This is a genomic window from Pseudomonas sp. MYb118 (assembly GCF_040947875.1).
Taxonomy (GTDB): domain Bacteria; phylum Pseudomonadota; class Gammaproteobacteria; order Pseudomonadales; family Pseudomonadaceae; genus Aquipseudomonas.
Genome location: NZ_JBFRXN010000003.1, coordinates 1,090,961 through 1,113,036, shown reverse-complemented (window position 1 = coordinate 1,113,036; position 22,076 = coordinate 1,090,961). Strand labels below are relative to the sequence as shown.

17 protein-coding genes and 1 pseudogene are annotated in these 22,076 nt (G+C 55.4%); 10 read left to right on the top strand and 8 right to left on the bottom strand.

Annotated features, from left to right (window positions below):
* Positions 1–131: 131 nt before the first annotated feature.
* From ABVN20_RS26220 to ABVN20_RS26190, 7 genes are all read right to left on the bottom strand, one after another.
* Positions 132–1,007 carry an aldose 1-epimerase gene (locus ABVN20_RS26220; protein WP_368558680.1) on the bottom strand — a complete coding sequence of 292 codons (876 nt, stop codon included), beginning with the start codon at positions 1,005–1,007 and terminating at the stop codon, positions 132–134.
* A 70-nt stretch (positions 1,008–1,077) separates the two neighbouring features.
* Positions 1,078–2,358 (bottom strand): TRAP transporter large permease, encoded by a 1,281-nt coding sequence (locus ABVN20_RS26215; RefSeq protein ID WP_368558679.1) that lies wholly within the window; start codon positions 2,356–2,358, stop codon positions 1,078–1,080.
* Positions 2,358–2,885, bottom strand: a complete 528-nt coding sequence (locus tag ABVN20_RS26210) for a TRAP transporter small permease (RefSeq protein ID WP_368558678.1) — start codon at positions 2,883–2,885, stop codon at positions 2,358–2,360. Before ABVN20_RS26210 ends, ABVN20_RS26215 begins: the two co-directional genes overlap by 1 nt.
* A gap of 76 nt (positions 2,886–2,961) precedes the next feature.
* Positions 2,962–3,933, bottom strand: a complete 972-nt coding sequence (locus ABVN20_RS26205) for a TRAP transporter substrate-binding protein (RefSeq protein WP_368558677.1) — start codon at positions 3,931–3,933, stop codon at positions 2,962–2,964.
* A gap of 61 nt (positions 3,934–3,994) precedes the next feature.
* Complete coding sequence (locus tag ABVN20_RS26200; RefSeq protein ID WP_368558676.1) at positions 3,995–4,882, bottom strand: SMP-30/gluconolactonase/LRE family protein; 888 nt, start codon at positions 4,880–4,882, stop codon at positions 3,995–3,997.
* 51 nt (positions 4,883–4,933) lie between these two features.
* Positions 4,934–5,752, bottom strand: coding sequence for an NAD-dependent epimerase/dehydratase family protein (locus tag ABVN20_RS26195; RefSeq protein ID WP_368558675.1), 819 nt, complete (start codon positions 5,750–5,752; stop codon positions 4,934–4,936).
* A gap of 698 nt (positions 5,753–6,450) precedes the next feature.
* Positions 6,451–7,752, bottom strand: a complete 1,302-nt coding sequence (locus ABVN20_RS26190; RefSeq protein ID WP_368558674.1) for an OprD family porin — start codon at positions 7,750–7,752, stop codon at positions 6,451–6,453.
* A 377-nt stretch (positions 7,753–8,129) separates the two neighbouring features.
* On the opposite strand from ABVN20_RS26190, the gene ABVN20_RS26185 reads away from it, so the two are divergent.
* From ABVN20_RS26185 to ABVN20_RS26150, 8 genes are all read left to right on the top strand, one after another.
* Complete coding sequence (locus ABVN20_RS26185) at positions 8,130–8,822, top strand: hypothetical protein (RefSeq protein WP_368558673.1); 693 nt, start codon at positions 8,130–8,132, stop codon at positions 8,820–8,822.
* Between the two features lie 139 nt (positions 8,823–8,961).
* On the top strand, positions 8,962–10,458 hold the full coding sequence (locus tag ABVN20_RS26180; protein ID WP_368558672.1) for a PAS domain S-box protein: 1,497 nt from the start codon (positions 8,962–8,964) through the stop codon (positions 10,456–10,458).
* A 169-nt stretch (positions 10,459–10,627) separates the two neighbouring features.
* Positions 10,628–10,879 carry a DUF1652 domain-containing protein gene (locus tag ABVN20_RS26175; RefSeq protein WP_368558671.1) on the top strand — a complete coding sequence of 84 codons (252 nt, stop codon included), beginning with the start codon at positions 10,628–10,630 and terminating at the stop codon, positions 10,877–10,879.
* 579 nt (positions 10,880–11,458) lie between these two features.
* A complete protein-coding gene (locus tag ABVN20_RS26170) occupies positions 11,459–12,115 on the top strand; it encodes a hypothetical protein (protein WP_368558670.1) in 657 nt (218 codons plus the stop codon).
* A gap of 141 nt (positions 12,116–12,256) precedes the next feature.
* Positions 12,257–12,964 carry a hypothetical protein gene (locus ABVN20_RS26165; protein WP_368558669.1) on the top strand — a complete coding sequence of 236 codons (708 nt, stop codon included), beginning with the start codon at positions 12,257–12,259 and terminating at the stop codon, positions 12,962–12,964.
* A 155-nt stretch (positions 12,965–13,119) separates the two neighbouring features.
* On the top strand, positions 13,120–13,788 hold the full coding sequence (locus ABVN20_RS26160; protein ID WP_368558668.1) for a hypothetical protein: 669 nt from the start codon (positions 13,120–13,122) through the stop codon (positions 13,786–13,788).
* A gap of 234 nt (positions 13,789–14,022) precedes the next feature.
* Entirely contained in the window at positions 14,023–16,275 is a 2,253-nt protein-coding gene (locus tag ABVN20_RS26155; RefSeq protein WP_368558667.1) for a hypothetical protein, read from the top strand.
* Between the two features lie 238 nt (positions 16,276–16,513).
* A complete protein-coding gene (locus ABVN20_RS26150; protein ID WP_368558666.1) occupies positions 16,514–19,417 on the top strand; it encodes a hypothetical protein in 2,904 nt (967 codons plus the stop codon).
* 124 nt (positions 19,418–19,541) lie between these two features.
* Here ABVN20_RS26150 and ABVN20_RS26145 read toward each other — a convergent pair.
* Positions 19,542–19,970: pseudogene (locus ABVN20_RS26145) on the bottom strand (SDR family oxidoreductase); the annotation flags it as partial.
* Positions 19,971–20,161: 191 nt separating this feature from the next.
* On the opposite strand from ABVN20_RS26145, the gene ABVN20_RS26140 reads away from it, so the two are divergent.
* On the top strand, positions 20,162–21,655 hold the full coding sequence (locus ABVN20_RS26140; RefSeq protein WP_368558665.1) for a hypothetical protein: 1,494 nt from the start codon (positions 20,162–20,164) through the stop codon (positions 21,653–21,655).
* Positions 21,652–22,038, top strand: coding sequence for a hypothetical protein (locus ABVN20_RS26135; RefSeq protein WP_368558664.1), 387 nt, complete (start codon positions 21,652–21,654; stop codon positions 22,036–22,038). The genes ABVN20_RS26140 and ABVN20_RS26135 overlap by 4 nt, the downstream gene beginning before the upstream one ends.
* The last annotated feature ends 38 nt before the right edge of the window (positions 22,039–22,076 follow it).

The following is a 22,076-nucleotide window of genomic DNA, read 5'->3' as shown; positions in this document are numbered from 1 at the left end:
CACCGCCATCGCGAGCAGGCTCGCTCCACAAGGGGTTGGGCAGTACCTGTAGGAGCGAGCTTGCTCGCGATGAGGGAGTGTCAGTCACCGATGATGTGATTGATTGACCGCCATCGCGAGCAAGCTCGCTCCTACAGATACAGGGGTTTGTATTGCAGGGTGAATGCCATCTCCACGCTTTGGTCTTGCTCCAACAGCACCAACCCCGGGCGGCCCGGCAGGTGGTGGGCGTTGACCGGGTGGCTCACCGGTTCGATGCAGAAGAAGCCCAGGTCCACGGGGCAATACAGCAGGAAGTACTCGCTGCCATGGGCCTGGCATTCCAGCTGGTAACCGAGGTCCGGTTGCTGGATCAGGCAACGACCATCCCAGCCGCAGAAACCATTGTCGACGAGGGTGTCGGGCAAGCCCCCCAGCGCCTGGAAATCCCACTCGGCCGGCAACGCCACCTGGCGGGTCGACAACTTCGTGGCGTCGCTCAACCACACTTGATCGGCCCTGGCCTGCAAGCGCGTACCGGGCGTGCGCGGTAGGTAAGGGTGCAAGCCCAGGCCATGCCATGCCGCCCGTTCGGCCAGGTGGGTGACGTGCAGTTCGATGCTGAGCTTGCCACCGCTCAACTGAAAACGCTGGCGGGCGCGGTAGGCGAAAGGCTTGACGCTGTCCAGCTGCAAGACCACTTCCGAGGCCGACTGCGACACCACCTGCCAAGGCTGTTGCCAGGCGCTGCCATGGATCGGCAACGGGTCGGTATGGCTGTTCGGCTCCAGCGCCAGCCAGCCATCGGGGCGGTCGAAGCCACCGTCGGAAATGCGGTTGGACCACGGCACCAGGGGAAAGCAACCGAGCTTGCCCGGCAGGCCGGTGTTGAGTGCGTGGGTGTCCGCGTGGCGCAACAGCGGCTGCCCGCTATCAAGCACGCGCCAGTTGACGATGCTGCCACCGATTTCCGGGGCGAGGGTGAGGTGGGTGAATTGGTCTTCGAGTTCAAGCAGGGTTGGCGTCATGTTGACTCGCGATAGGCTCGGGTAGAAATGCCGCAGGCGCCACACGGGCGCCTGCGGGTCAGGGGGGTGTTTACAACACCAGGTGCGGCAGCCACAGCGACAGCGCCGGAATGTAGGTCACGGCCATCAGCACCAGGAACAGCACGGCGTAGAACGGCAGCAGTGCCTTCACGGTGCGCTCGATGGTGACCTTGCCCACGGCCGAGCCAACGAACAGCACCGCGCCCACGGGCGGTGTGATCAATCCGATCCCCAGGTTCACCAGCATGATCATGCCGAACTGCACCGGGTCCACGCCAATGCCGAGAATCACCGGCATCAGGATCGGCGTCAGGATCAGGATCAGCGGCGCCATGTCCATCACGGTGCCGAGCAACAGCAGCATGACGTTGATGCACATCAGGATCACGTAGCGGTTGTCCGACAGGGTCAGGAACATCGTGGTGATCTTCGCCGGGATCTGCATCAGCGTCATGATGTAGCCGAAGCTGGCGGCAAAGCCGATCAGGATCATCACGATCGAGATCGTGCGCACGGTGCGGTGCATCAGTTTCGGCAACTCGCTCCACTTGTAGTCGCGGTAGATGAACATGGTCACGAAGAACGACCACAGCACCGCAATCGCCGCCGACTCGGTGGCGGTGAAAATCCCGGAGAGAATCCCGCCGAGGATGATCACCATGGCCATCAGGCCCCACAGCGCTTCGCCGCAGATCTTCAGCGCCTGGCGCATCGGAATGACTTCGCCTTTCGGATAGTCACGCTTTTTCGCGAAGATCAGGCACAGCACCATCAGGCACGCGCTCATCAACAGGCCCGGCACCACGCCGGCCATGAACAGCGAGGCAATCGACACCGTGCCGCCAGCGGCCAAAGAGTAGAGCACCGAGTTGTGGCTCGGCGGGGTCAACAGCGCCTGCACCGAACCGCTGACGGTCACGGCGGTGGCGAAGTCCCGTGGGTAGCCACGCTTCTCCATTTCCGGGATCAGCACCGAGCCCACCGAAGCGGTATCCGCCACCGAAGAGCCGGAGATCGCGCCGAAAAAGGTCGAGGCCATGATGTTGACCAGCGACAGGCCGCCGCGCACAAAACCCACCAGCACCCCGGCAAACGCCACCAGCCGCCGCGACATGCCACCCTCGGCCATGATCGCGCCCGCCAACACGAAGAACGGAATCGCCAGCAGGGAGAATTTGTTCACCCCACCAGCCACCTGGATCATCAGGGCCTGGAACGGGATGTCGATCCAGAACGCCCCGATCAGGGCGGAAAGCCCCAGCGCATAGGCGACCGGCATGCCGATCAGGATCAATGCGATAAAACTGCCGATCAGAATCAGAGCGTCCATCAGGCGGCACCTTCGCTTTCTTCAACGAGGTCGAAACGCACGACCCGACGGTTGCTCTGGTCACCGAGCAGGAGTTTTTCCAGGACAAAAATCAGCGTCAGCACGCCGCCTACCGGAATCGGCATGTAGGTGATGCCCACACGCAAAGTCGGCAGGGCGCTCATGAACTGATTCCAGGTGGACATGCACAGCTTGGTGCCCCAGATGGCCATGAACAGGCAGATGGTCGCCATCAGCAGCTGGGAGACGATGCTCATGGTCTTGCGCATGTTCGGGGCCATGCGGTCGGTGAGCATCGCCACGGCCATGTGCGCGCCGGCGCGGTAACTGGCGGCGGCACCGATGAAGGTGAACACCATCATCAGCAGGATCGCGGTGGGCTCCGGCCAGCTGGAGCCGGTGCCGAGCACGTAACGGGCGAAAACGCCCCAGGGGATGATCAGGGAAATAGCCAGGACCGACAGGCCCGCGACCCAGATACAGGTCATGTACAGCCTGTCGTTGAAACGCAGCACTAGATTCTTCATCGGGTTCCACCGTAACCGGGCGCCCACGCACATTCTTCCACGTGCGCGGCGCCGGGCCTTTCATGAGGGCGAGGGGTTACTGGACGGCTTCGATGCGCTTGATCAGGTCGGCGTAAGGCGCGCCGTACTTCTCGCGGATCGAGGCGGTGGCCTCGTAGAACGGTTTCTTGTCGACGGTAATGAACTCCACACCCGCCGCCTTGAGTTTCTCTTCACTGCTGGCGGATTTCGCATCCCACAGGGCGCGTTCCTGGGCCTGGGCGGCCTTGGCGGTTTTCTTCACCAGCGCCTGTTGCTCGGGGGTGAGTTTTTCCCAGGTGATCTTCGACATCACGATGGGTTCAGGCAGGATCAGGTGCCCGGTCAGGCTGTAGAACTTGGCATTCTGGTAGTGGTTGTGTTCGAGCAGGGTCGGCGGGTTGTTTTCCGCGCCGTCGATCACGCCGGTTTGCAGGGCACTGAAGATTTCACCGGTGTCCATCGCGATGCCGTTACCGCCCATGGCATTGATGGTTTCGATGAACATCGGGTTGCCTTGCACGCGGATCTTCATGCCCTTGAGGTCTTCGAGGGTACGTACCGGTTTTTTCGTGTAGATGTTGCGGGTACCGCCGTCCATCCAGGCCAGGGCGACCAGGTTGAATTCGGAGTTGGTGATCTTGTCGAGGATCGCGTCGCCGACTTCGCCGTCGATGACCGCGCGCATGTGCGCCTGGTCGCGGAACACGAACGGCATGTTGAACACGTTCACGTCGGGCACCACCGGGCCGACGATGCCGAGGCTGACCCGGGCCATCTGGATGGCGCCGACCTGGGCCTGCTCGATCACTTCCTTTTCGGAACCGAGTACGCCACCGGCGAACATCTTGAAGGTCAGCTTGCCGTCACTTTCGGCGACCAGGGTTTTACCCAGTTGCTCTTCCGCCACCACGGTGGGGTAACCAGCGGGGTGGATGTCGGCGAATTTGATTTCCAGCGCCTGCACGGCGCTGCTGAGGGAGAAGGCGAAGGGGAGTGCAGCGGCGAGCAGAGTGCGTTTGAAGTCCATTGGGGGTGTCTCCAGTTTGTTATTTTTTTTGTATTCAAGGCACAGCGATACAGCGGAGTTGCTAGGGGGTGAAGAGGGCTTCGGCCAGGCCCTTGACGCCGGGATCGAGGGCGAACACGCCGCCGGCCAGCGATTGCGGGTCGTGGTCATCGCCGGGGCGGATCGAGGTCACGAAAAGCGTGTCCAGTCGACTGCCGCCGAAGGCGCACATGCTCGGTTTTTTCACCGGCACGCTGAGTGAACGGTCCAGACGACCGTCGGGGGTGAAACGGTGGATCAGCCCGGCGTCGTTGGCGCAGATCCAGTAGCAGCCTTCGGCGTCGACGGCAGCGCCATCAGGGCGACCGGGCAGCGGTTTCATGTCGACGAACAGCCGCCGGTTGGACGGCGTGCCACTGTCGGTGTCGTAATCGAAAGCCCAGATCCGCTGCACCAGCGGATGGGAGTCGGAGAGGTACATCGTGCGGCCATCGGGGCTGAAACCGAGGCCGTTGGGCACGATGAAACCGTCCAGTTGCGCGTTGAGCGGCCCGCGCTGCCCGGCGCTGTAGCGATACAGTTTGCCTTCGACCGCGTTGGCGCCCATGTTCAGCACCATGCTGCCGGCCCAGAAGCGCCCCTGACGATCGCAACGACCGTCGTTGAGGCGCATGTCGGTGCGGGCGTGGTCGATGTGAGCCAGCAACTGGCTGTCGATGCTGCCGTCGGCGTGGGGGTGCAGGCTGAAAAAGCCGCTTTCCATGCCGGCCACCCAATGGCCGTCACGGTGGCGGGTGATGCAGGCGAGCATTTCCGGGGTGGTCCAGTTGTCGAGCCGGCCACTGTCGGCGCTCCAGCGGTGCAGGGCGCCTGCCGGAATATCCACCCAATAAAGGGCGTTTTCCTCAGGCACCCAGACCGGGCTTTCACCGACCGCATTGCGGGCATCGACAATCATTTCGGCTTGCATGGCGCCTCATTCCCTTGGTTATTGTTATGGGATCCGGTGCAGCAGGGTGGTTCAGTCGCCGAACGGGCCGGCGGCAACGAAGGCACCGCCCTGGTAAACCATCGCCGGGTCATCGGCGGCGGGCATCGGCTGTGCTTCGACCTTGTCGCGGAACACTTCGGACGTGTCCTGGGGCGCGTAACCCAGGGCGGTGGCGTAGCGGTTGTCCCACCACACGTTCTTGTTGTCGGAGGCGCCGTAGACCACGGTGTGGCCGACGTTTGGCGCGTACAGGGAGCGTTCGATCAGGTGGGTCAGGTCGCCGAAGCTCAACCAGGTGCTCATCATTCGGCGGTTCTGCGGTTCCGGGAACGAGGAGCCGATGCGGATGCTCACGGTTTCGATGCCGTAGCGATCGAAGTAAAAGGTCGCCACGTCTTCGCCGTAGGATTTCGACAGGCCGTAGTAGCTGTCCGGGCGGCGTGGGGAGCGGGCGTCGATGACTTCGTCCTGCTTGTAGAAGCCGATGACGTGGTTGGAGCTGGCGAAAATGATGCGCTTGACGCCATGCCGGCGCGCCGCTTCGTAGATGTGGAACACGCCGCAGATGTTGGCGCCGAGGATGTCTTCGAACGAGTGCTCGGTGGACACGCCGCCAAAGTGCAGGATCGCGTCCACGCCTTCGACCAGGTGATGCACGGCCTGCTTGTCGGCGAGGTCGCAGGTCACCACCTCTTCGCGCTCATCGACGGCCGGGGCGATATTGGCGATGTCGGACAGGCGAATCACCTTGGCGTACGGCCGAAGGCTTTCGCGCAACACTTTGCCCAGGCCACCGGCAGCACCGGTCAGCAGGAGACGATTGAAAGGGGCATTGGGCGTGGTGGTCATGGCAGTTCCTGTACGCAAAATCATTGTTAAATTTGTTGTAGGTTGTCGTACGACGTCACGGAGTATCGTTAGGGTTTTCCGCTCTTGTCAACGCGACTTTGGTGAAAATTGGACGGCTGGCTGTGGGCGCGTCGCAGTCCCCCTGTGGGAGCGAGCCTGCTCGCGATGGACGTCAACGATAACGCTGGCTGTCTGGTGCCCGACGGCACCTGTGCCACCACCCCTGTAGGAGCGAGCTTGCTCGCGATGGACGTCAACGATAACGCGGGCCGTCTGATGCCCAGCGGCGCCTGTGCCACCATCGCGAGCAAGCTCGCTCCCACAGAGAATGTCGCAGTACCCCTGTGGGAGCGGGCTTGCTCGCGATGGTCGTCAACGATAACGCTGGCTCTCTGATGCCCAGCGGCGCCTGTGCCACCATCGCGAGCAAGCTCGCTCCTACAGAAAGCGTCGCAGTACCCTTGTGGGAGCGGGCTTGCTCGCGATGGTCGTTAACGATGACGCGGGTTGTCTGGTGCCCAGCGATGTCTGTTCCACCATCGCGAGCAAGCTCGCTCCTACAGAACGTGTCGCAGTACCTCTGTGGGAGCGGGCTTGCCCGCGATGGTCGTTAACGATGACGCGGGCTGTCTGGTGCCCAGCGGTGTCTGTGCCGCTATCGCGAGCATGCTCACTCCTACAGGGGATGTAACCCGGCCTTAGAGCAACGAAATCGGATAGCTGATGAAAATCCGGTTTTCGTCGAACTCGTTGGTGCTGAAGTTCTTGCGAATGCTCGCATTACGCCATTTCACATTGAGGTTCTTCAGCGGGCCGCTCTGCACGGTGTAGGCCAGTTCCGATTCGCGGCCCCATTCCTTGCCGTCGGTGATGGTCCCGGTGTGTACGTTGTCACCGCTGATGTAGCGGTTCATCAGGGTCAGGCCGGGCACGCCGAGGGCGACGAAGTTGTAGTCATGGCGCAGCTGCCAGGAGCGTTCCTTGGCGTTGTCGTAGCTGGAGTTGTAGCTGTCGTTGGCCAGGGTGCCGCCGCTGGTGCCGTTGACGCGCATCCACACGTCATCGCCGCTCAGCTTCTGCAGGCCGACATAGAAGGTGTTGCCGCCGTACTTGGCCGAGAGCATGGCGAACGCGGTTTTGTTGTCGAGGTCACCGGCCAGGGCGCTGCCGTCTTCCTTGCCGATGAAGTAGCCGAGGTTGGCGCCCAGGGTCCAGTCGCCGATGGGCTGGCTGTGGCTGAGGTTGAAGTACTGCTGTTGGTAGATGTCCTTGAGTTCCGAGTACCACACACCCACCTGGGTGCGCTTGTCGTTGAACGCGTACTCACCGCCGCCGAAGTTGAAACGGTCGGAACTGAACGATGCCGATTTGCCGTTCATGAACATGTCTTCCATGCTCGCATCGTTGCGCGGGCTGTTCTGCCGGAACTGGCCGCCGTACAGCGTCAAGCCGTTGATTTCGTTGGAGGTCACCTGACCGCCACGGAAGGTCTGTGGCAACGAGCGGCCATCGTCCGAGCGCAGGATCGGCAACACCGGCATCCACTCGCCGACTTTCAGTTCGGTCTTCGACACCTTGCCCTTGAGCGCCACACCCAGGCGGCCGAAATTGTCCGCCGGGCGACCATCGTCGTGGATCGGCAGCAACTGCGTACCACCGGTGCCTTTGCCGCCGTCGAGCTTCTGCGAGTACATGCCCAGCACGTCTACGCCAAAACCGACCGGTCCCGGCGTGAAGCCGGACTTGGCATCGAGGATGAAGTTCTGCGTCCACTCCTCAGCCTTGCCCTGGGGGTAGGCCGGGTTGGTGTAGTTGCGGTTGAAGTAGGCATTACGCAGGTTCAGCGTGGCCTTGGCATCATCGACAAAACCTTCGGCGCTGCTGGTGGCAGGCAGGGCGAGCATGGCCAGGCCGCTGCAACCGATCAGGCTCAGGGTATTGCGACGGACGAAGGTAGGGCGGGGGGTGCAGATAGAGGAATTGCGGGCGAGTTTGCTCACAGTGACGCTCCCTTGTTTTTTGTTGTTTTTATTTTTTGTTATACGTCGTCGTACAACATTGGCGGCGATTATTTGCGAGTGTTTCAGGGAATGTCAACTGGAAGTTGTAGGATGACTGGGCACCCATTTCTGGCAAAGTGCCGCCATCATTTTCCTGAGAGAGGGCGTCAGGGTGAGCGGACCTGATGGCGCAGAAATTTCGCGTTCCGCTACGCATTTTTGAGACCGGTTCGAGTGGCTTTTTTATTATTAAAGGCTACCCGTCTCGCTATTTTTGATCTAATAAACTGTCATATCTGACAGTGGTTGTATGTTCAATTTTCTCCAATAGTAAAGCCCTCTGAATTAGTTCATTTCTGAGCATCAAGAGGTGGGTTATGACAAGTAATAACGAGGTCACGCAGGAAGACAGTCCTTTTAAAGACGTCTGGATGCAAATGGGCAACAACAGACAAACTCGAGATGCGCCACTGTTATTACAGAACAACTTTGACAATAAATTGAGCCTTAATATACCCACGAGGTGGGGCTCGTTTCGGCTGGGAGTAGCGGAAGGCGGGGCTGACGTCGAGATCACGCCGGATCCCGATACCTGGGTGATACCAGAGGCGGGGAAACTGGAGTTCACGATAAACCCGCGAGATACAGGCGTACCTTTTACATTGGTTCTTTACAGTCGCAGCGTTGATGAAATGCTGGTCTTTCCCTGCAAAACCTATAAGGCTGATCATCCCTGGTACCCGAACTCAAGAGTTTATCTGCAAGCGTCGAATACCAATGGGTTTTTCGCACATCGCGGCATTGTTGCCGTTGCTCGCGATAAAACCCTCGGCTTTCATTTGTTTCCTGTTGGGAAGGGCCTGTTCGGTAAGAAAATAACGTTAACGGTGACGGGCGAACAGGATGTTCCCGCGGTGTTTCCCGTAGAGCCGCAGGTGATCGAAAATCTGGATATTTGGTGGCGAGTGACTTTCGACCCAGCCGACACCGCCGCGCCGTTCACCGTGTGGCTCGAGGCCGACGGCATCGCGGAGAAGGTGGGTTTCGAGTTCCTTGCGTTGCAGGCGTGAGGTCGAAAACGGCGGCCAGCAAACTGTCGGTTTCGCCGGTGCAGGCCTGGCGGCACATGCAACCGCACGATCACTGAACGCTGCGGTCGGAATCTTCACAGAGCGCCATTTGTCGGGCGCGCAACATTGTGGAGAGCCAATGAGCCAGGACGTCCTCACGACCGAAACCAATCGCCGTCAGTTGCAGCAGATCATCGCCGGTCTGTCCGATGGCGTGATCCTGCTGGAACTGGATCAGACCATCCTCTGGGCCAATGACGCCGCGCTGGCCATGCACGGCGTCACCGAGGTCGGCGAGCTGGGGGCGAATGCCGAGGAGTACGCCAAGCGCTTCGCGCTGCGTTACCGCAACAATCATGTGATCAGTCCCGACAACTACCCGATCCACCGTGTGGCGCGCGGCGAGACCTTCAGCGATATGCTGGTGGAAGTGATGCCGACCGGGGATGAGGAACGCACCTGGGTGCATAAAGTGCGCAGCATGGTGCTGACCGACCGCCAAGACGAACCGGAGTCGCTGGCACTGATCATGGATGATGTCACCGAATGGGCCAGCGCCGAGCAACGCTTCGAAAAAACCTTCAATGCCAATCCGGCGCCGGCGGTGATCTGCCGACTCAGTGATCTTCGTTACATCAAGGTCAACACCGGCTTCCTGGAAATGACCGGCTATTCGCGCGAGCAAGTCATTGGCACATCGGCCTACGAACTGGACGTGCTCGAAGACGCCGAAAACAAAGACCTGGCGATCGAGCGCCTGCGCCAGCACGCCACCATTCCGCAGATGCAGGCCGACCTGCGATTGCCCGCTGGCGGCAGCAAACAGGTGATCGTGGCCGGCCAGCCCCTGGAGCTAAACGACGAGGATTGCATGCTGTTCTCCTTCGTCGACATGGAACCTCGACGCAAGGCTGAAATCGCCCTGCGCCAGAGCGAGGAACGTTTCGCCAAGGCGTATCGCCTGACTCCCGTCCCCATCGTGGTGTGCAGCGCCGCCGACCAGGTGGTGCTGGACGTCAATGAAGCCTTCCTCGAAACCCTGGCTTATCCCAGTGAAGAACTGCTCGGCAAGACCCTGGCCGAAGTCGACTTCATCCACGACAAGGGCGCGCGCACCCGATTGTTCGCAGCACTGGAAAAGGCCGGCAGCCTGGATCGCATCGACGTCAGCGTGCGCAAGAAAGACAGTGAACTGATCGACTGCGCGGTGTCTGCCGACACCGTGAACATCCAGGACCGACCCTGCTACCTGCTGGTGTTGATGGACATCACCGAGCGCAAGCGCACTGAGCTGGAACTGGTGGCGGCCATCGAAGAAGTGATGAAGGATGCCTCGTGGTTCAGCCGCACGCTGATCGAAAAACTGGCCAACGTTAAGAACGTCAACAAACCGAAACTGCCCAACGCCTCCTTCGCCGACCTGACCGCCCGCGAGCGCGATGTGCTGGGGCTGATCTGCGAAGGCCTGGCCGACAAGGAAATCGCCGCCCGCCTGAAACTGGCGCCCAACACCGTGCGCAACCATGTGGCGACGGTGTACTTCAAGCTCGATGTACACAGTCGCAGCGAGGCCATTGTGTGGGCGCGCGAGCGTGGGTTGTTTTCCGGGGAGTGGCGGGGGAAGGGGCAGCGGTAGAGTGCAAATGCACTAGGGCGTGTGGTGCAAATTCAGGTGTTGAGCCGAGGCGCGCGTTCTTAGGCTGATGGGGTGCAGCAGGTGTCTTCGAATCGCCTGCGTATTGCCCCCTGATGCTAAAGGAATGGTTTATGACTCACGCCGAAACACGACTGACGGCCCCGCAACAATGATTTCCCTGGCCCAGTTGCGCATGCTGATCGAGCGCAGTTTCTCGCCCCTGGCGTGCGAGTGCTCGATCTCGGGTGACCACTCATTGACGGTCAAGCTCTATCACCCTGTCTCGGGGCAGGTCGACCTGGTGATCAGTGGCCTGAATATCGCCAAACTGCAATCGGCCGAATCGGTTTCGGCGCTGATCGAAGAGTTGCGCTACGAATTGCAGAGCAACACCCTGCATTATCCCGACCCCACGACGTAACAAATGCCAGCTTTTCCAGGGTTTTGCCCGGCATTCGGCCAGTGATTGAGCATAACGAACACTTTTTATGACAGCAGTACGGATTTAGCACGCCCGTTCTGTTGTCACAAAAAGGTGTCGATCACTTATCGCGGGTCAACCTATGAAAAATCCTGGGAAACGCGTTTATACAGCCTTGTCGCTGACCTTCTGCGCCGCAATGCTTGCCGGTTGCGCCAGTCCTCCACCCCCTCCCGTCGTAACCCCGCCACCGCCGCCGGTGCGTACCTGTCAGGCCACGGATCAAACCGATGTGCTGGGCGATGTACGGGGTGAGAATGGCGAGGTGACGCGAGTGACTACGACCACTCGTTGCGTCACTCAGTGATTGCCAGCGTTCGCGCCCAAGGAAAAGGCAGAACAGGATGCACCTGATCTGCCTTTTTTTACGGAGGGCTGTTGACCACAATGGGTTTGATTGAAGCGCCGATTATCTCGAATGGTTCTAACTGAACTGTCACATCTGACAGTTACGCAAAATGGAATATGCCCTGATAGTCAGGTTTGGTCCTTTTCGGATAGCGACTTGAGGGTTTGGTTATGGCCAATGCAGATGATCCTTGGAAACAGGCAACCATCGTAATCAATGGTGTGGAGTGGCTGCCCGGTATGACCGGTAACCTGCGCCCTAGCGCCGACAACAAGATAGAAGTGTCAATACCCGATCAGGCCGTACGGACGTTACGCTTGGGCCACGCCGACGGCGGGCGACCAGAGCCAGTAGCCTCACCCGACTGGGGTGAGGACCTCGTACGCGAGAACCTCCGATTTACCACACTGATCAGTTTTGAGCCCAGTTACAGCGGGCCGATTACGCTCATTGCCTACAGCCAGGATATGCCCACTCCGCTCGGAATGGCTTGTCGAGTCGTCAAGGCCGCCCCCATTCTCAGGTTCTGGTTTCGATCCGTCTGGCAGCCTGCTCCGCTGCCGCCAGATCGGTTGAGTATCAAGGTAGGTGACTGGTACGGCGTGGATTTGATGCTCACATATCCGGATGAAAGCCCGATCTCAGGAGCATTAGTGAATTTTTTCAGGCCTGATCATGAACCTTACGTAAGCAGAACGGACGGCGCGGGCGTCGTGACTACAAATGCTTTCAAGTACAGCACTGTGGGATTGCGCACTTTCACAGCTGAAGCTGAGTACGCCCCCGGAGTATTCGTGTCGGCCACCCTTTTGGTGGATGTTGTGTAAAACCAATGTGGACAATCGGTTCATAAAGACTGTTGCACCCGCATGAGCAGTGTTGAGTTTGAAAGTTATGAAGTATTAGTCGTGAATAGGCACGGGACTCGTGCGTCCGATCTACTTGGCGTACAGGCGAGAGGATTAATCATGAACGATTCAAAGCGCTCGTGGGCTCAAACTACATTGTCAGTCAATGGCAAGCCCGTTGGATCGGGTCGGCCGATTGTCCTGGTTCGTGGCGCAACCAATAACATTACCTTGAAAGCGCCTGCGAACGTTTTCGAAAGCATCATGCTGGAAAAGGTTGAAGCGGGAAATCTGGTCGTCGAAGCGACGCCGAGCTTCCAAACACCAGTCCATTCGGACAATGGCGAGTTCAGATGGCAGTTGAAGACAGGAGAGGGGCTGAGCGGCACCATGACCCTGGTGTTCTACAGCCATGAAGCCGAACTCCCTAGCTCGCGTGCATGTTGGGTTATGTCGGCCAACGTGACCGATGAAATCGAACTGGTCAGAGTCGACGATCTACCTTATCCGGATTTCCAGAGCACCGGGATTCGCTACGGCGCGACCCTCCATGTCAATTGGCTGAGGATTCAAATCAAACCCGGGAGTCCTCTGTTCGCCGAAAAACTGGTCCTGACAAGAGGTGCTTCAAGTACTGATAAACCCGGGCCTGCGCCATCTTTCGAACCGCCATTGGGGAACTCCTGCGTTGCAGAAAATGGCGTCTACGCGTGGAAGATGACGTTCGATAAAGACACGTCGCTGGATTCGACTTTGAATATAGCCAACCATATGTCAGACAGTGGTTTCAGTTTGCGTTGCAGGGCTTGGAGTATGCCTTGGCCGTGAGTTTGTCGGTTGTGGCGGATAATAAAACAGATCGCTCAAATCGAATCTAGACAGCCATTATTTCGGGCTCTTTCCAAGCTGCATGGTTCAAGTTTCATGGGAATGCCGGGAAGTAAGAGTCCTTTACACATCGCCCTAAACATCGGAGGTGGATCATGAGCAAAGTAAAGAGTTTGGGTTTCGCCCAGTCTGGGTGGGGAACAGTATTTATTAATGGTAATGAAGTTGGCCCCGGAGACGATATAAAATTATCCAAAGGGCAACCCAACGAAATCAGAGTGGAAGTTACTTCAGATGAAATCGAAAAGCTCCGGCTCGGCCTTGGTGATAGTGACAGCCAGAGTTTCACTGCGGTACCTCCTTTTGACGAACCTGTTGATGTGGTCGAAGGCGCGTGCGTCTGGCAGGTAACACCTAGAGCCAGCGGAAAAGCGTCCGCCACTCTGGTCGTCTACTCCGCCGATGCAGAGGGGCCACTGACGATCCCGTGCCGAATCTCGGATTTCCATGTCAGGTTCATCAATCTGATCGACCATTATTTACCCTATCCACCCACGAAGGTGCTGGCGCAGATCAATCTTGTGTACGCATCCGCGGTGCAAATCATCTCCAACGGTAGCCCTGTCAGCGATATCCCGGTCACGTTCGACGTTCCCGACCATGAAAGCCAAACCGTGGCAACTGGACCCGGGGGAAAAGCTGCAATGTTGCCCGTGGTGTACAAGACCCCAGGCGTCAGAAAGATACAGGCGGTGGCTGCACTTCCGGATGGCGAATGTGTGGTGGAGGTCGTGGTTGATTTTGGTTCTTATGGCGGCAGTTGATTTCTGATCGGTCGACTCGGGAGATTTGACGTCAACGGCCTCTTCGGATTTCAAACTCCCTTGCTCTGCGTTTGCAGAAATTCATTGATGTGAGTATTTCGCGGATCGGTAAAACTGGTTATTTCCATTCGTTCTAATTGAACTGTCATTTCTGACAGTTCCGCATTCCGCGCATTACCTCGATAGTTAAACGGAACAGTAACTCGAACCGTCTCTGACTCCCGAGGCCTTGTGATGAGCATTAAACCCCAATCCGCCGCCGATACATCAAGCCCTGTATACATCTGCCACGGTGCAGAAGCGCAGCAATGTCACTTCCTGAGCATCACTCCCGAGCCTGACAGCCTCTGGATGACCAACCAGATTGCCTGTCATCAGATCGTCGGGGATACCTCATCTTCCATCAGCATCGAGCCTGCGCTCGGTGAATTTCAGGACCTGCCTGCGACCGGCGCGGCCTTCAAACTGCATTGTCCGGCCATCGGCGAAGACCGTGATATGGAAATGTGGCTGCGCAGCGGATATACCGCCAAACCCCACATCATCAATTTGAAGCTGGGGCATTTCCGCTGCGTCATTGCAAGCAGTCGCGCCCCGATTCGCGCTCCTGTCATTGGGCAAACATTGCTGGCGTCCGTCACTCTCAAGTCTTTCTATACGCAGGCTCTCGTAAAAGGTATCGAAGTCGAGTGGGTAGTCGATGGGGTGAGCACCACAGTTGCCACCAACGATTCTGGCGTCAGTGATTTCCAATATACCGTTGCCAAGGAAGGCAAGCAGACCATTACCGCCAGCTTCAAAAACCCTTATGACAATGAAACCAAAACGATGGATTTTCCGTTCACCGGTTTTACCGATAGCCCGTGGAAGAAGGCCACGTTGAAGGTGAATGGCCATGAGGTGGCGTTTGGCAAAACAGCCGCGTTGATTCGAGCCCAAGCGAACGAGGTGACGGTCGAAATTCCTGAAGACATAGCCCGAATGCTCACTCTCGCGGTTGTGGATCCTGGGGGGCTGACGCTCACCGCATCGCCAGAGTTTGGTGCAAGTGTGCCGGTGGTGGATGGCAAAGTTAGTTGGCAGGTGACGTCGGCTGGCGACTTGAGAGGGCTTGTGACATTGGCCATTTACAGTGCTGACGTCGACCTTCCATGGGAGTTGCTGATCTGGGTAACGCCTGAAAATTTGATGGAAGAAGTGGTCGAGGTTTTAGTTGGCGGTGTTGCATCTCCTCCTGCAGAAATTCAGTTCTTCAGAAATGAACCTCAAACGGTCATCCTGAGATACAGAGACGGCAGCCCTTTGCAAAACTTGCCATTGGTGCTGAGTGCGAAAGCACTCATGGGCGTCCGTCCAGAAAATCTCTCTGTTACACCGATCGGCGATACTGATGCGCGTACTTGGATTATAAATTCACATACTGATAGTGGTACGTTTGAAGTGGAGGTGAACGGACCTCCTGGCATCACCGGTATTAAGTTACCAATGTGCAAGGTGATGTCGCGTCATTTGAGAGAAGAAATAGCTGAAGTTCAGTTGGATGGTGAGCCATTTTCTGAAAAGTCGCTATTTTTCAGAGGGGAGAATAGCAGTATCACGTTGAGATATACGGAGAATAGTCCGCTACCAGGATATCCGTTAGAGCTCAGAGCTTTTCCGATAAGCAATTTGGAACCTGGTGACTTAATAATCACACCTGAATCTACCAATCCGCATTCGTGGAAAATTGAAGCTCTCAATAGGAGCGGAATTTTCAGATTGGAAGTGTGGGGTGATCAGATCACTCAGAATTTTAAATTGCCTGATAGTAAAGTGATTTCGGCTGATTTAGTGGACGAGGTTGAAGTCAATATGGATGGATTGCCGCCAGGTCAGGAGGGTATTTTCTTCTTTTCTGGAGATACGAAAACGCTCACCTTGGTTCCGAAGGCAGGTAGCCCGATAAGTGGCGTCCCATTCATACTTCAATGTGATAAGCAAGACGGGATGGGCATAAGTGTCGTGAGTCAGCCTGATTTCAATACTGAGGTAGATATCTACAGTTGGGAAGTATCTGCGGAGGGGGAGGGGACTTTTGAATTGGCTGTGGCAGCCAGGGAAGTCCCTGCTCCTATAGTATTGCCCCTCTGTAGTGTCCGATCGAAGAAGATAAGAGACGTGATCAGGTGTAAGCTGGAACATGTTGCTCTGTCAGATTGGGATACCTATAATTTAATAAACCGCGTGAGCGGCGGATATTTGCTTGAGTTTCATGCAATGTTGCCCGAAATCAGCGGAAAAACTCTTTATTTGGAGGCGCGCAATACTCCAGATCGCGTTAATTTGCTGCCAAAAGGTGCCCAGCGTGTCGGTATGGAATCTTGGGAAAACGCGAGGTGGACGTTATCATTTGTATCACCGGCGGGGTTGGGTAAGTTTTCTATTTTGTTGACAGTGTTGGAAATCCCCGATTTATATGACGAGATTTTCTTTGACGTCACGCATTAGTTGAATGCACGCAAAATAGTGGAGAGAGAATTGATGTGATCGGTATCGTCGGAACTTTAAGCTCTTGTTCGCGGTTGGCAGAAATTTTATCTAAGCACTTGGTAGGCCAGTTAAAAGCTATTTATTTCCATTTGTTCTAATCGAACTGTCATATCTGAAAGTTCCGCATTCCGCGCATTACCTCGATAGTTAAACGGAACAGTTACTCGAATCGTCTCTGACTCCCCGAGGCCTTGTGATGAGCACTAAACCCCAATCCGCCGCCGATACATCAAGCCCCGTGTACATCTGCCACGGTGCAGAAGCGCAGCAATGTCACATCCTGAGCATCACTCCCGAGCCTGACAGCCTCTGGATGACCAACCAGATTGCCTGTCATCAGATCGTCGGGGATACCTCATCTTCCATCAGCATCGAGCCTGCACTCGGTGAATTTCAGGACCTGCCTGCGACCGGTGCGGCGTTCAAACTGCATTGTCCGGCCATCGGCGAAGACCGTGATATGGAAATGTGGCTGCGCAGCGGATATACCGCCAAACCCCACATCATCAATTTGAAGCTGGGGCATTTCCGCTGCGTCATTGCAAGCAGTCGCGCCCCGATTCGCGCTCCTGTCATTGGGCAAACATTGCTGGCGTCCGTCACTCTCAAGTCTTTCTATACGCAGGCTCTCGTAAAAGGTATCGAAGTCGAGTGGGTAGTCGATGGGGTGAGCACCACAGTTGCCACCAACGATTCTGGCGTCAGTGATTTCCAATATACCGTTGTCAAGGAAGGCAAGCAGACCATCACCGCCAGCTTCAAAAACCCTTATGACGATGAAACCAAAACGATGGATTTTCCGTTCATCGGTTTTACCGATAGCCCGTGGAAGAAGGCCACGTTGAAGGTGAATGGCCATGAGGTGGCGTTTGGCAAAACAGCCGCGTTGATTCGAGCCCAAGCGAACGAGGTGACGGTCGAAATTCCTGAAGACATAGCCCGAATGCTCACTCTCGCGGTTGTGGATCCTGGGGGGCTGACGCTCACCGCATCGCCAGAGTTTGGTGCAAGTGTGCCGGTGGTGGATGGCAAGGTCAGTTGGCAGGTGACCTCGGCTGGCGACTTGAGAGGGCTTGTGACATTGGCCATTTACAGTGCTGACGTCGACCTTCCATGGGAACTGGTGTTCGCTGTCATGTCCGATGATCTGGCCGATGAGGTTGAGGGGATTCTGGTAGACGACATCGTATCGCCGCCGGCCGTAATCTGGTTTTTCAGGAATGAGCCAGGGTCCGTCACATTAAAATACCGGGAAGGAAGCCCGTTTGAGAGATTGCCGCTCTTGATGGAGGCGAAAGTGATCGCTGGCGTTCAACCGGAGAATCTATCGGTTACGCCGGCTGGTGAGACTTCTGAGCATGTATGGTCGGTGAGGTCTCACACTAACAGCGGGACCTTTCAACTGGAGTTGAAAGGTCCGCCAGGTATTACCGGCTTCAAGTCGCCGCCATGTAAGGTAATTTCGCACTATCTGGAAGAGGAAGTGGCATGGATGTATCTGAATGATGAGCCCTTTTCCGAAAAAAACCTGTTCATCAGGGATTTGCCGAAAGCTGTCGTGATGTCCTATAAAAGAGACAGTCCTCTACCTGGCTATCCATTGGAACTCAAAGCATTTCCGGTAACCAATTTGCAACCCGGGGATTTGAAAGTCACCAATGTTTCGGCCAGCCCCCACGCGTGGGTGGTTGGTGCTTCCAGCAGGAGCGGTACTTTCAGATTGGAGGTGTGGGGACCTCAGATTACACGGAATTATGTTCTACCTGTGAGCACTGTTCTATCGAACAATCTCGGTGATGAAGTGGACGCTAAATTTGATGGTTCAGCGATTCCTGCTGATGGGGTGGAGTTTGCAGGTGGTACAGCCAAAACGCTTACGCTTACCCCAAAGCCTGCAAGCCCCATTGCAGGTCAGCCCCTGATGTTGAGGTGGGTTAGCGGTATTGATCTGGTAAAGGGAGAATTTATTTGCACTCCAGCGTTCGATGCGGAAACAACAGTTCACAACTGGTCGATTCAAGGGCCGATAAAAAACGGTACGTTTGTTCTCGACGTATGCGGCGATGAAATGGACAATCCGTTGGCGATTCCGCGCTTCACTTTAAATTCAAGCAGTATTGAAGAGTTTATTACAGCCATTGATGGAAGGCTAATATCAGAGGGTGCCACTGCCTTGGTTTATCGGGGAGTGGAATATTTATTTGAGTTGGTGTTACCTAAAAACAGCAAATTGATAGGTAAGAAAGTGACTCCGAGTTGGCTAGTGTCGGGGGAGAGTATGGGGGTTTCAATGATCCCTGCTATTGGCACCCCACTTGTGTTGAATGAACGCACAGCTTGGAAAATTGCAGGAGGAGATATCAAGGATGGGCTTTTTTCAATAAAATTCAATGTGGAAGGTTTGAGTCAGCATCTCGAGGCGAAATTTAATTTGGCATACCACCAAGTTAAAATTGTATCAATAAGCACAGATGATGAATTGGTCACTGGGAAAACGATAAATTTTGATATTAAGATCGCATTTTCCGCTAATTCAGAATTTCCAGTAAAAAATGCTACCGTAAAGGTAATTTTTCTGGGGATTCCAGTCAATCATTTGACTGATAAGGATGGAATGGTACGAGTGCCCTTCATTGCTTATACCCCGGGGAAGTATAATTCGGAGATTCGTGCTGGGATGACCCCTGAAAATACGCCGGTTGTAGAATTCCACGAATTTGATGTGGTTACGAACACTGCTCCTCCGGAGCCTGCTATTTTCCGGGATAACACGACTATTTTGCTAACGGAGCAGCTCGCGTTCTTCCCGATTTATATTAAGCATGGCGGGGTTTACTTCTTGCCTCGCGATTTTGTAGGTATTTTAAGAATAAGATTGAAAGTCGATGATGGAGTTGTTAACAGAAAGCAGGTCGGTATACGGATTTCCCCTCAAGTAGCAGGTCCGGTTTTCTCTCCAAAATTGGAAGAGCTTAGAATGCTGACTACGGCGGGGCTTTCGTGGGACTTTAATGCCGGTGGAAGTCTGGAGCGATTTACTCTTGAGTTTTATTGTGTTGATTTTCCTGATGTGCACCAAATTTACTTCAGGTTTTACTGACTGGTAATTTGCAGGCTTTAATTGGTTGGTTGGCTGTGCTCGAATGTGATCGCGTACTCGATTTGCCAAGCCCCGCACTATGAGATTAGGCAAATCGAGTAGTTCTACGACTACCTGACGCCAATCAGGACAAAAACCCACCATCCACATTCAACGAAACCCCAGTCGTATAACTGGAAGCATCACTGGCCATATACAACACCGCCCCCGCCATCTCACTCGGGTCCGCCGCGCGCTTGAGTGGAATCTGCGCCAGCGCGGTGTTCAGAATCGCCTCATTTTTTACCAGTGCCGAAGCGAACTTGGTGTCGGTCAGCCCCGGCAGCACGGCATTGCAGCGGATACCGAATTGCGCGCATTCCTTGGCGAAGACTTTGGTCATGTTGATCACCGCCGCCTTGGTCACCGAGTAGATGCCCTGGAAGATGCCGGGGGAGACGCCGTTGATCGAGGCGACGTTGATGATGCTGCCGCCGCCGTTTTCGCGCATCAGCTTGCCGGCTTCCACGGACATGAAGAAGTAGCCGCGGATGTTGACGTCGACGACCTCTTCGGTATTTCAAACTCCCTTGCTCTGCGTTTGCAGAAATCTGATTGAGAAGGGCATTTCGCGGCTCGGTAAATCTGGTTATTTCCATTCGTTCTAATCGAACTGTCATTTCTGACAGTTCCGCATTCCGCGCATTACCTCGATAGTTAAACGGAACAGTTACTCGAACCGTCTCTGATTCCCGAGGCCTTGTGATGAGCACTAAACCCCAATCCGCCGCCGATACATCAAGCCCCGTGTACATCTGCCACGGTGCAGAAGCGCAGCAATGTCACGTGCTGAGCATCACTCCCGAGCCTGACAGCCTCTGGATGACCAACCAGATTGCCTGTCATCAGATCGTCGGGGACACCTCATCATCCATCAGCATCGAGCCTGCGCTTGGTGAATTTCAGGACCTGCCTGTGACCGGCGCGGCCTTCAAACTGCATTGTCCGGCCATCGGCGAGGACCGTGACATGGAAATGTGGCTGCGCAGCGGATATACCGCCAAACCCCACATCATCAATTTGAAGCTGGGGCATTTCCGTTGCGTCATTGCAAGCAGCCGTGCCCCGATTCGCGCTCCGATCATCGGGCAGGAATTGCTAGCGTCCGTCACCATCCAGTCTTTTTATACACAGGCTCTCGTGAAGGGCATCGACGTAGAGTGGGTAGTCGATGGTGTGAGCACTACTGTCACCACTAATGATTCAGGCGTTAGCGATTTCCGCCATATCGTGACCAAAGAGGGCAAGCAGACCATTACGGCCCATCTGCACAACTTCTATAACGACGAAACCGAAACCGTGGAATTTCCGTTCACCGGTTTTGCACATAGTCCGTGGGAGGAGGCCACGTTGAAGGTGAACGGGCAAGTGGTGGAGTTTGGTAAGACGGCAGTAATGATTCGAGCACAAGTGAATGAGGTGGTGGTGGAAATACCCGCAGACATCGCCCGTACGCTCACGCTCGCGGTTGTAGAGCCCGGAGGACTCACTCTCACTGCGTCGCCAGCATTTGGAACAGCAGTTCAAGTGGTGGATGGTAAGGTCAGTTGGCGGGTGACCTCTGTTGAAAATGTGAGTGGGAGTATCAGTCTGGAAGTTTCCAGTCCTGAAGTTGAACTGCCGTTAGAATGGAGATGTTGGGTTTTGTCCTCCAATCTAGAAGATGAAATGGAACTTAGGCTAAATAAACTGCCCATGCCATCAGATGCAATGGTTTTGTCAATGCAGCCTTTTGAGATTTCGCTGATTCCAATTAATAGTGGAATGGATATGCCTGTCAGTGTGAGGTTCTGTAGCGGTGAAGGTATACAGAAAGATGATTTTGATGTGTCTCCAGGATTTGATGTAGAGTCGGCGATTTATGAGTGGGTTCTTGTCGCAGGTATCGGTCGGGACGCCGCCTGTAAACTGGAGTTCAGGTTAGAATTTGGTAGTGTGAGCGTTTCTTTGATTGTTGAGTTAAAAATAAGTCATGTGCTGCCAAACTTTTATTTCGTGGAAAAACAGGTTAGCTTGGGTTCGGCCGTTGGCGCATACAGATCGGGTCGACATAAAATTAGAATTTTGGCTGATGGGACGAGTTATCAGGGAAAGGCTGTGAAAGTAGATCTGGAAGGGGCTACTTGGTCTGGGCAAATCGTTCCAAATAATTGGCAGCTATTGGTGCCTGATGCAGAATTTTTTTTGACACTACCATGAATGCTGATGGGCAGACATTATTGAAGTTCAGTTATGAAAAAGAAACCACGCAGGCACAGGTCATAATTGTAACATTTACTCCAACTTTTCCTTACGCGAGAGAGTTTCGGCCTGATCGAGATAAGTTTGTCCATGATGAACTTGGCTACTATTTGGTTAAAATTGTGTCGGTAGGTAATCCGGCGATTCCCATGGCGGCGGTGGATGTGATGGCGGGTGTCGGTGATGAGCTGAGTCTTCATACTCCTTCTGATAAAGATGGTGTCGCAAAAATTTCTATAAAATACCCTTATGGTAACTATGTTTTAAAAGGCTATGTTCGCTTTCCCGATGGCGAGCCGGAGCCGTTCAGGGATATACCGTTTACTGTGTATGGTGAGTAATTATTTAGTGTCATGTTGTCATGGTCGTCGTAATGAAC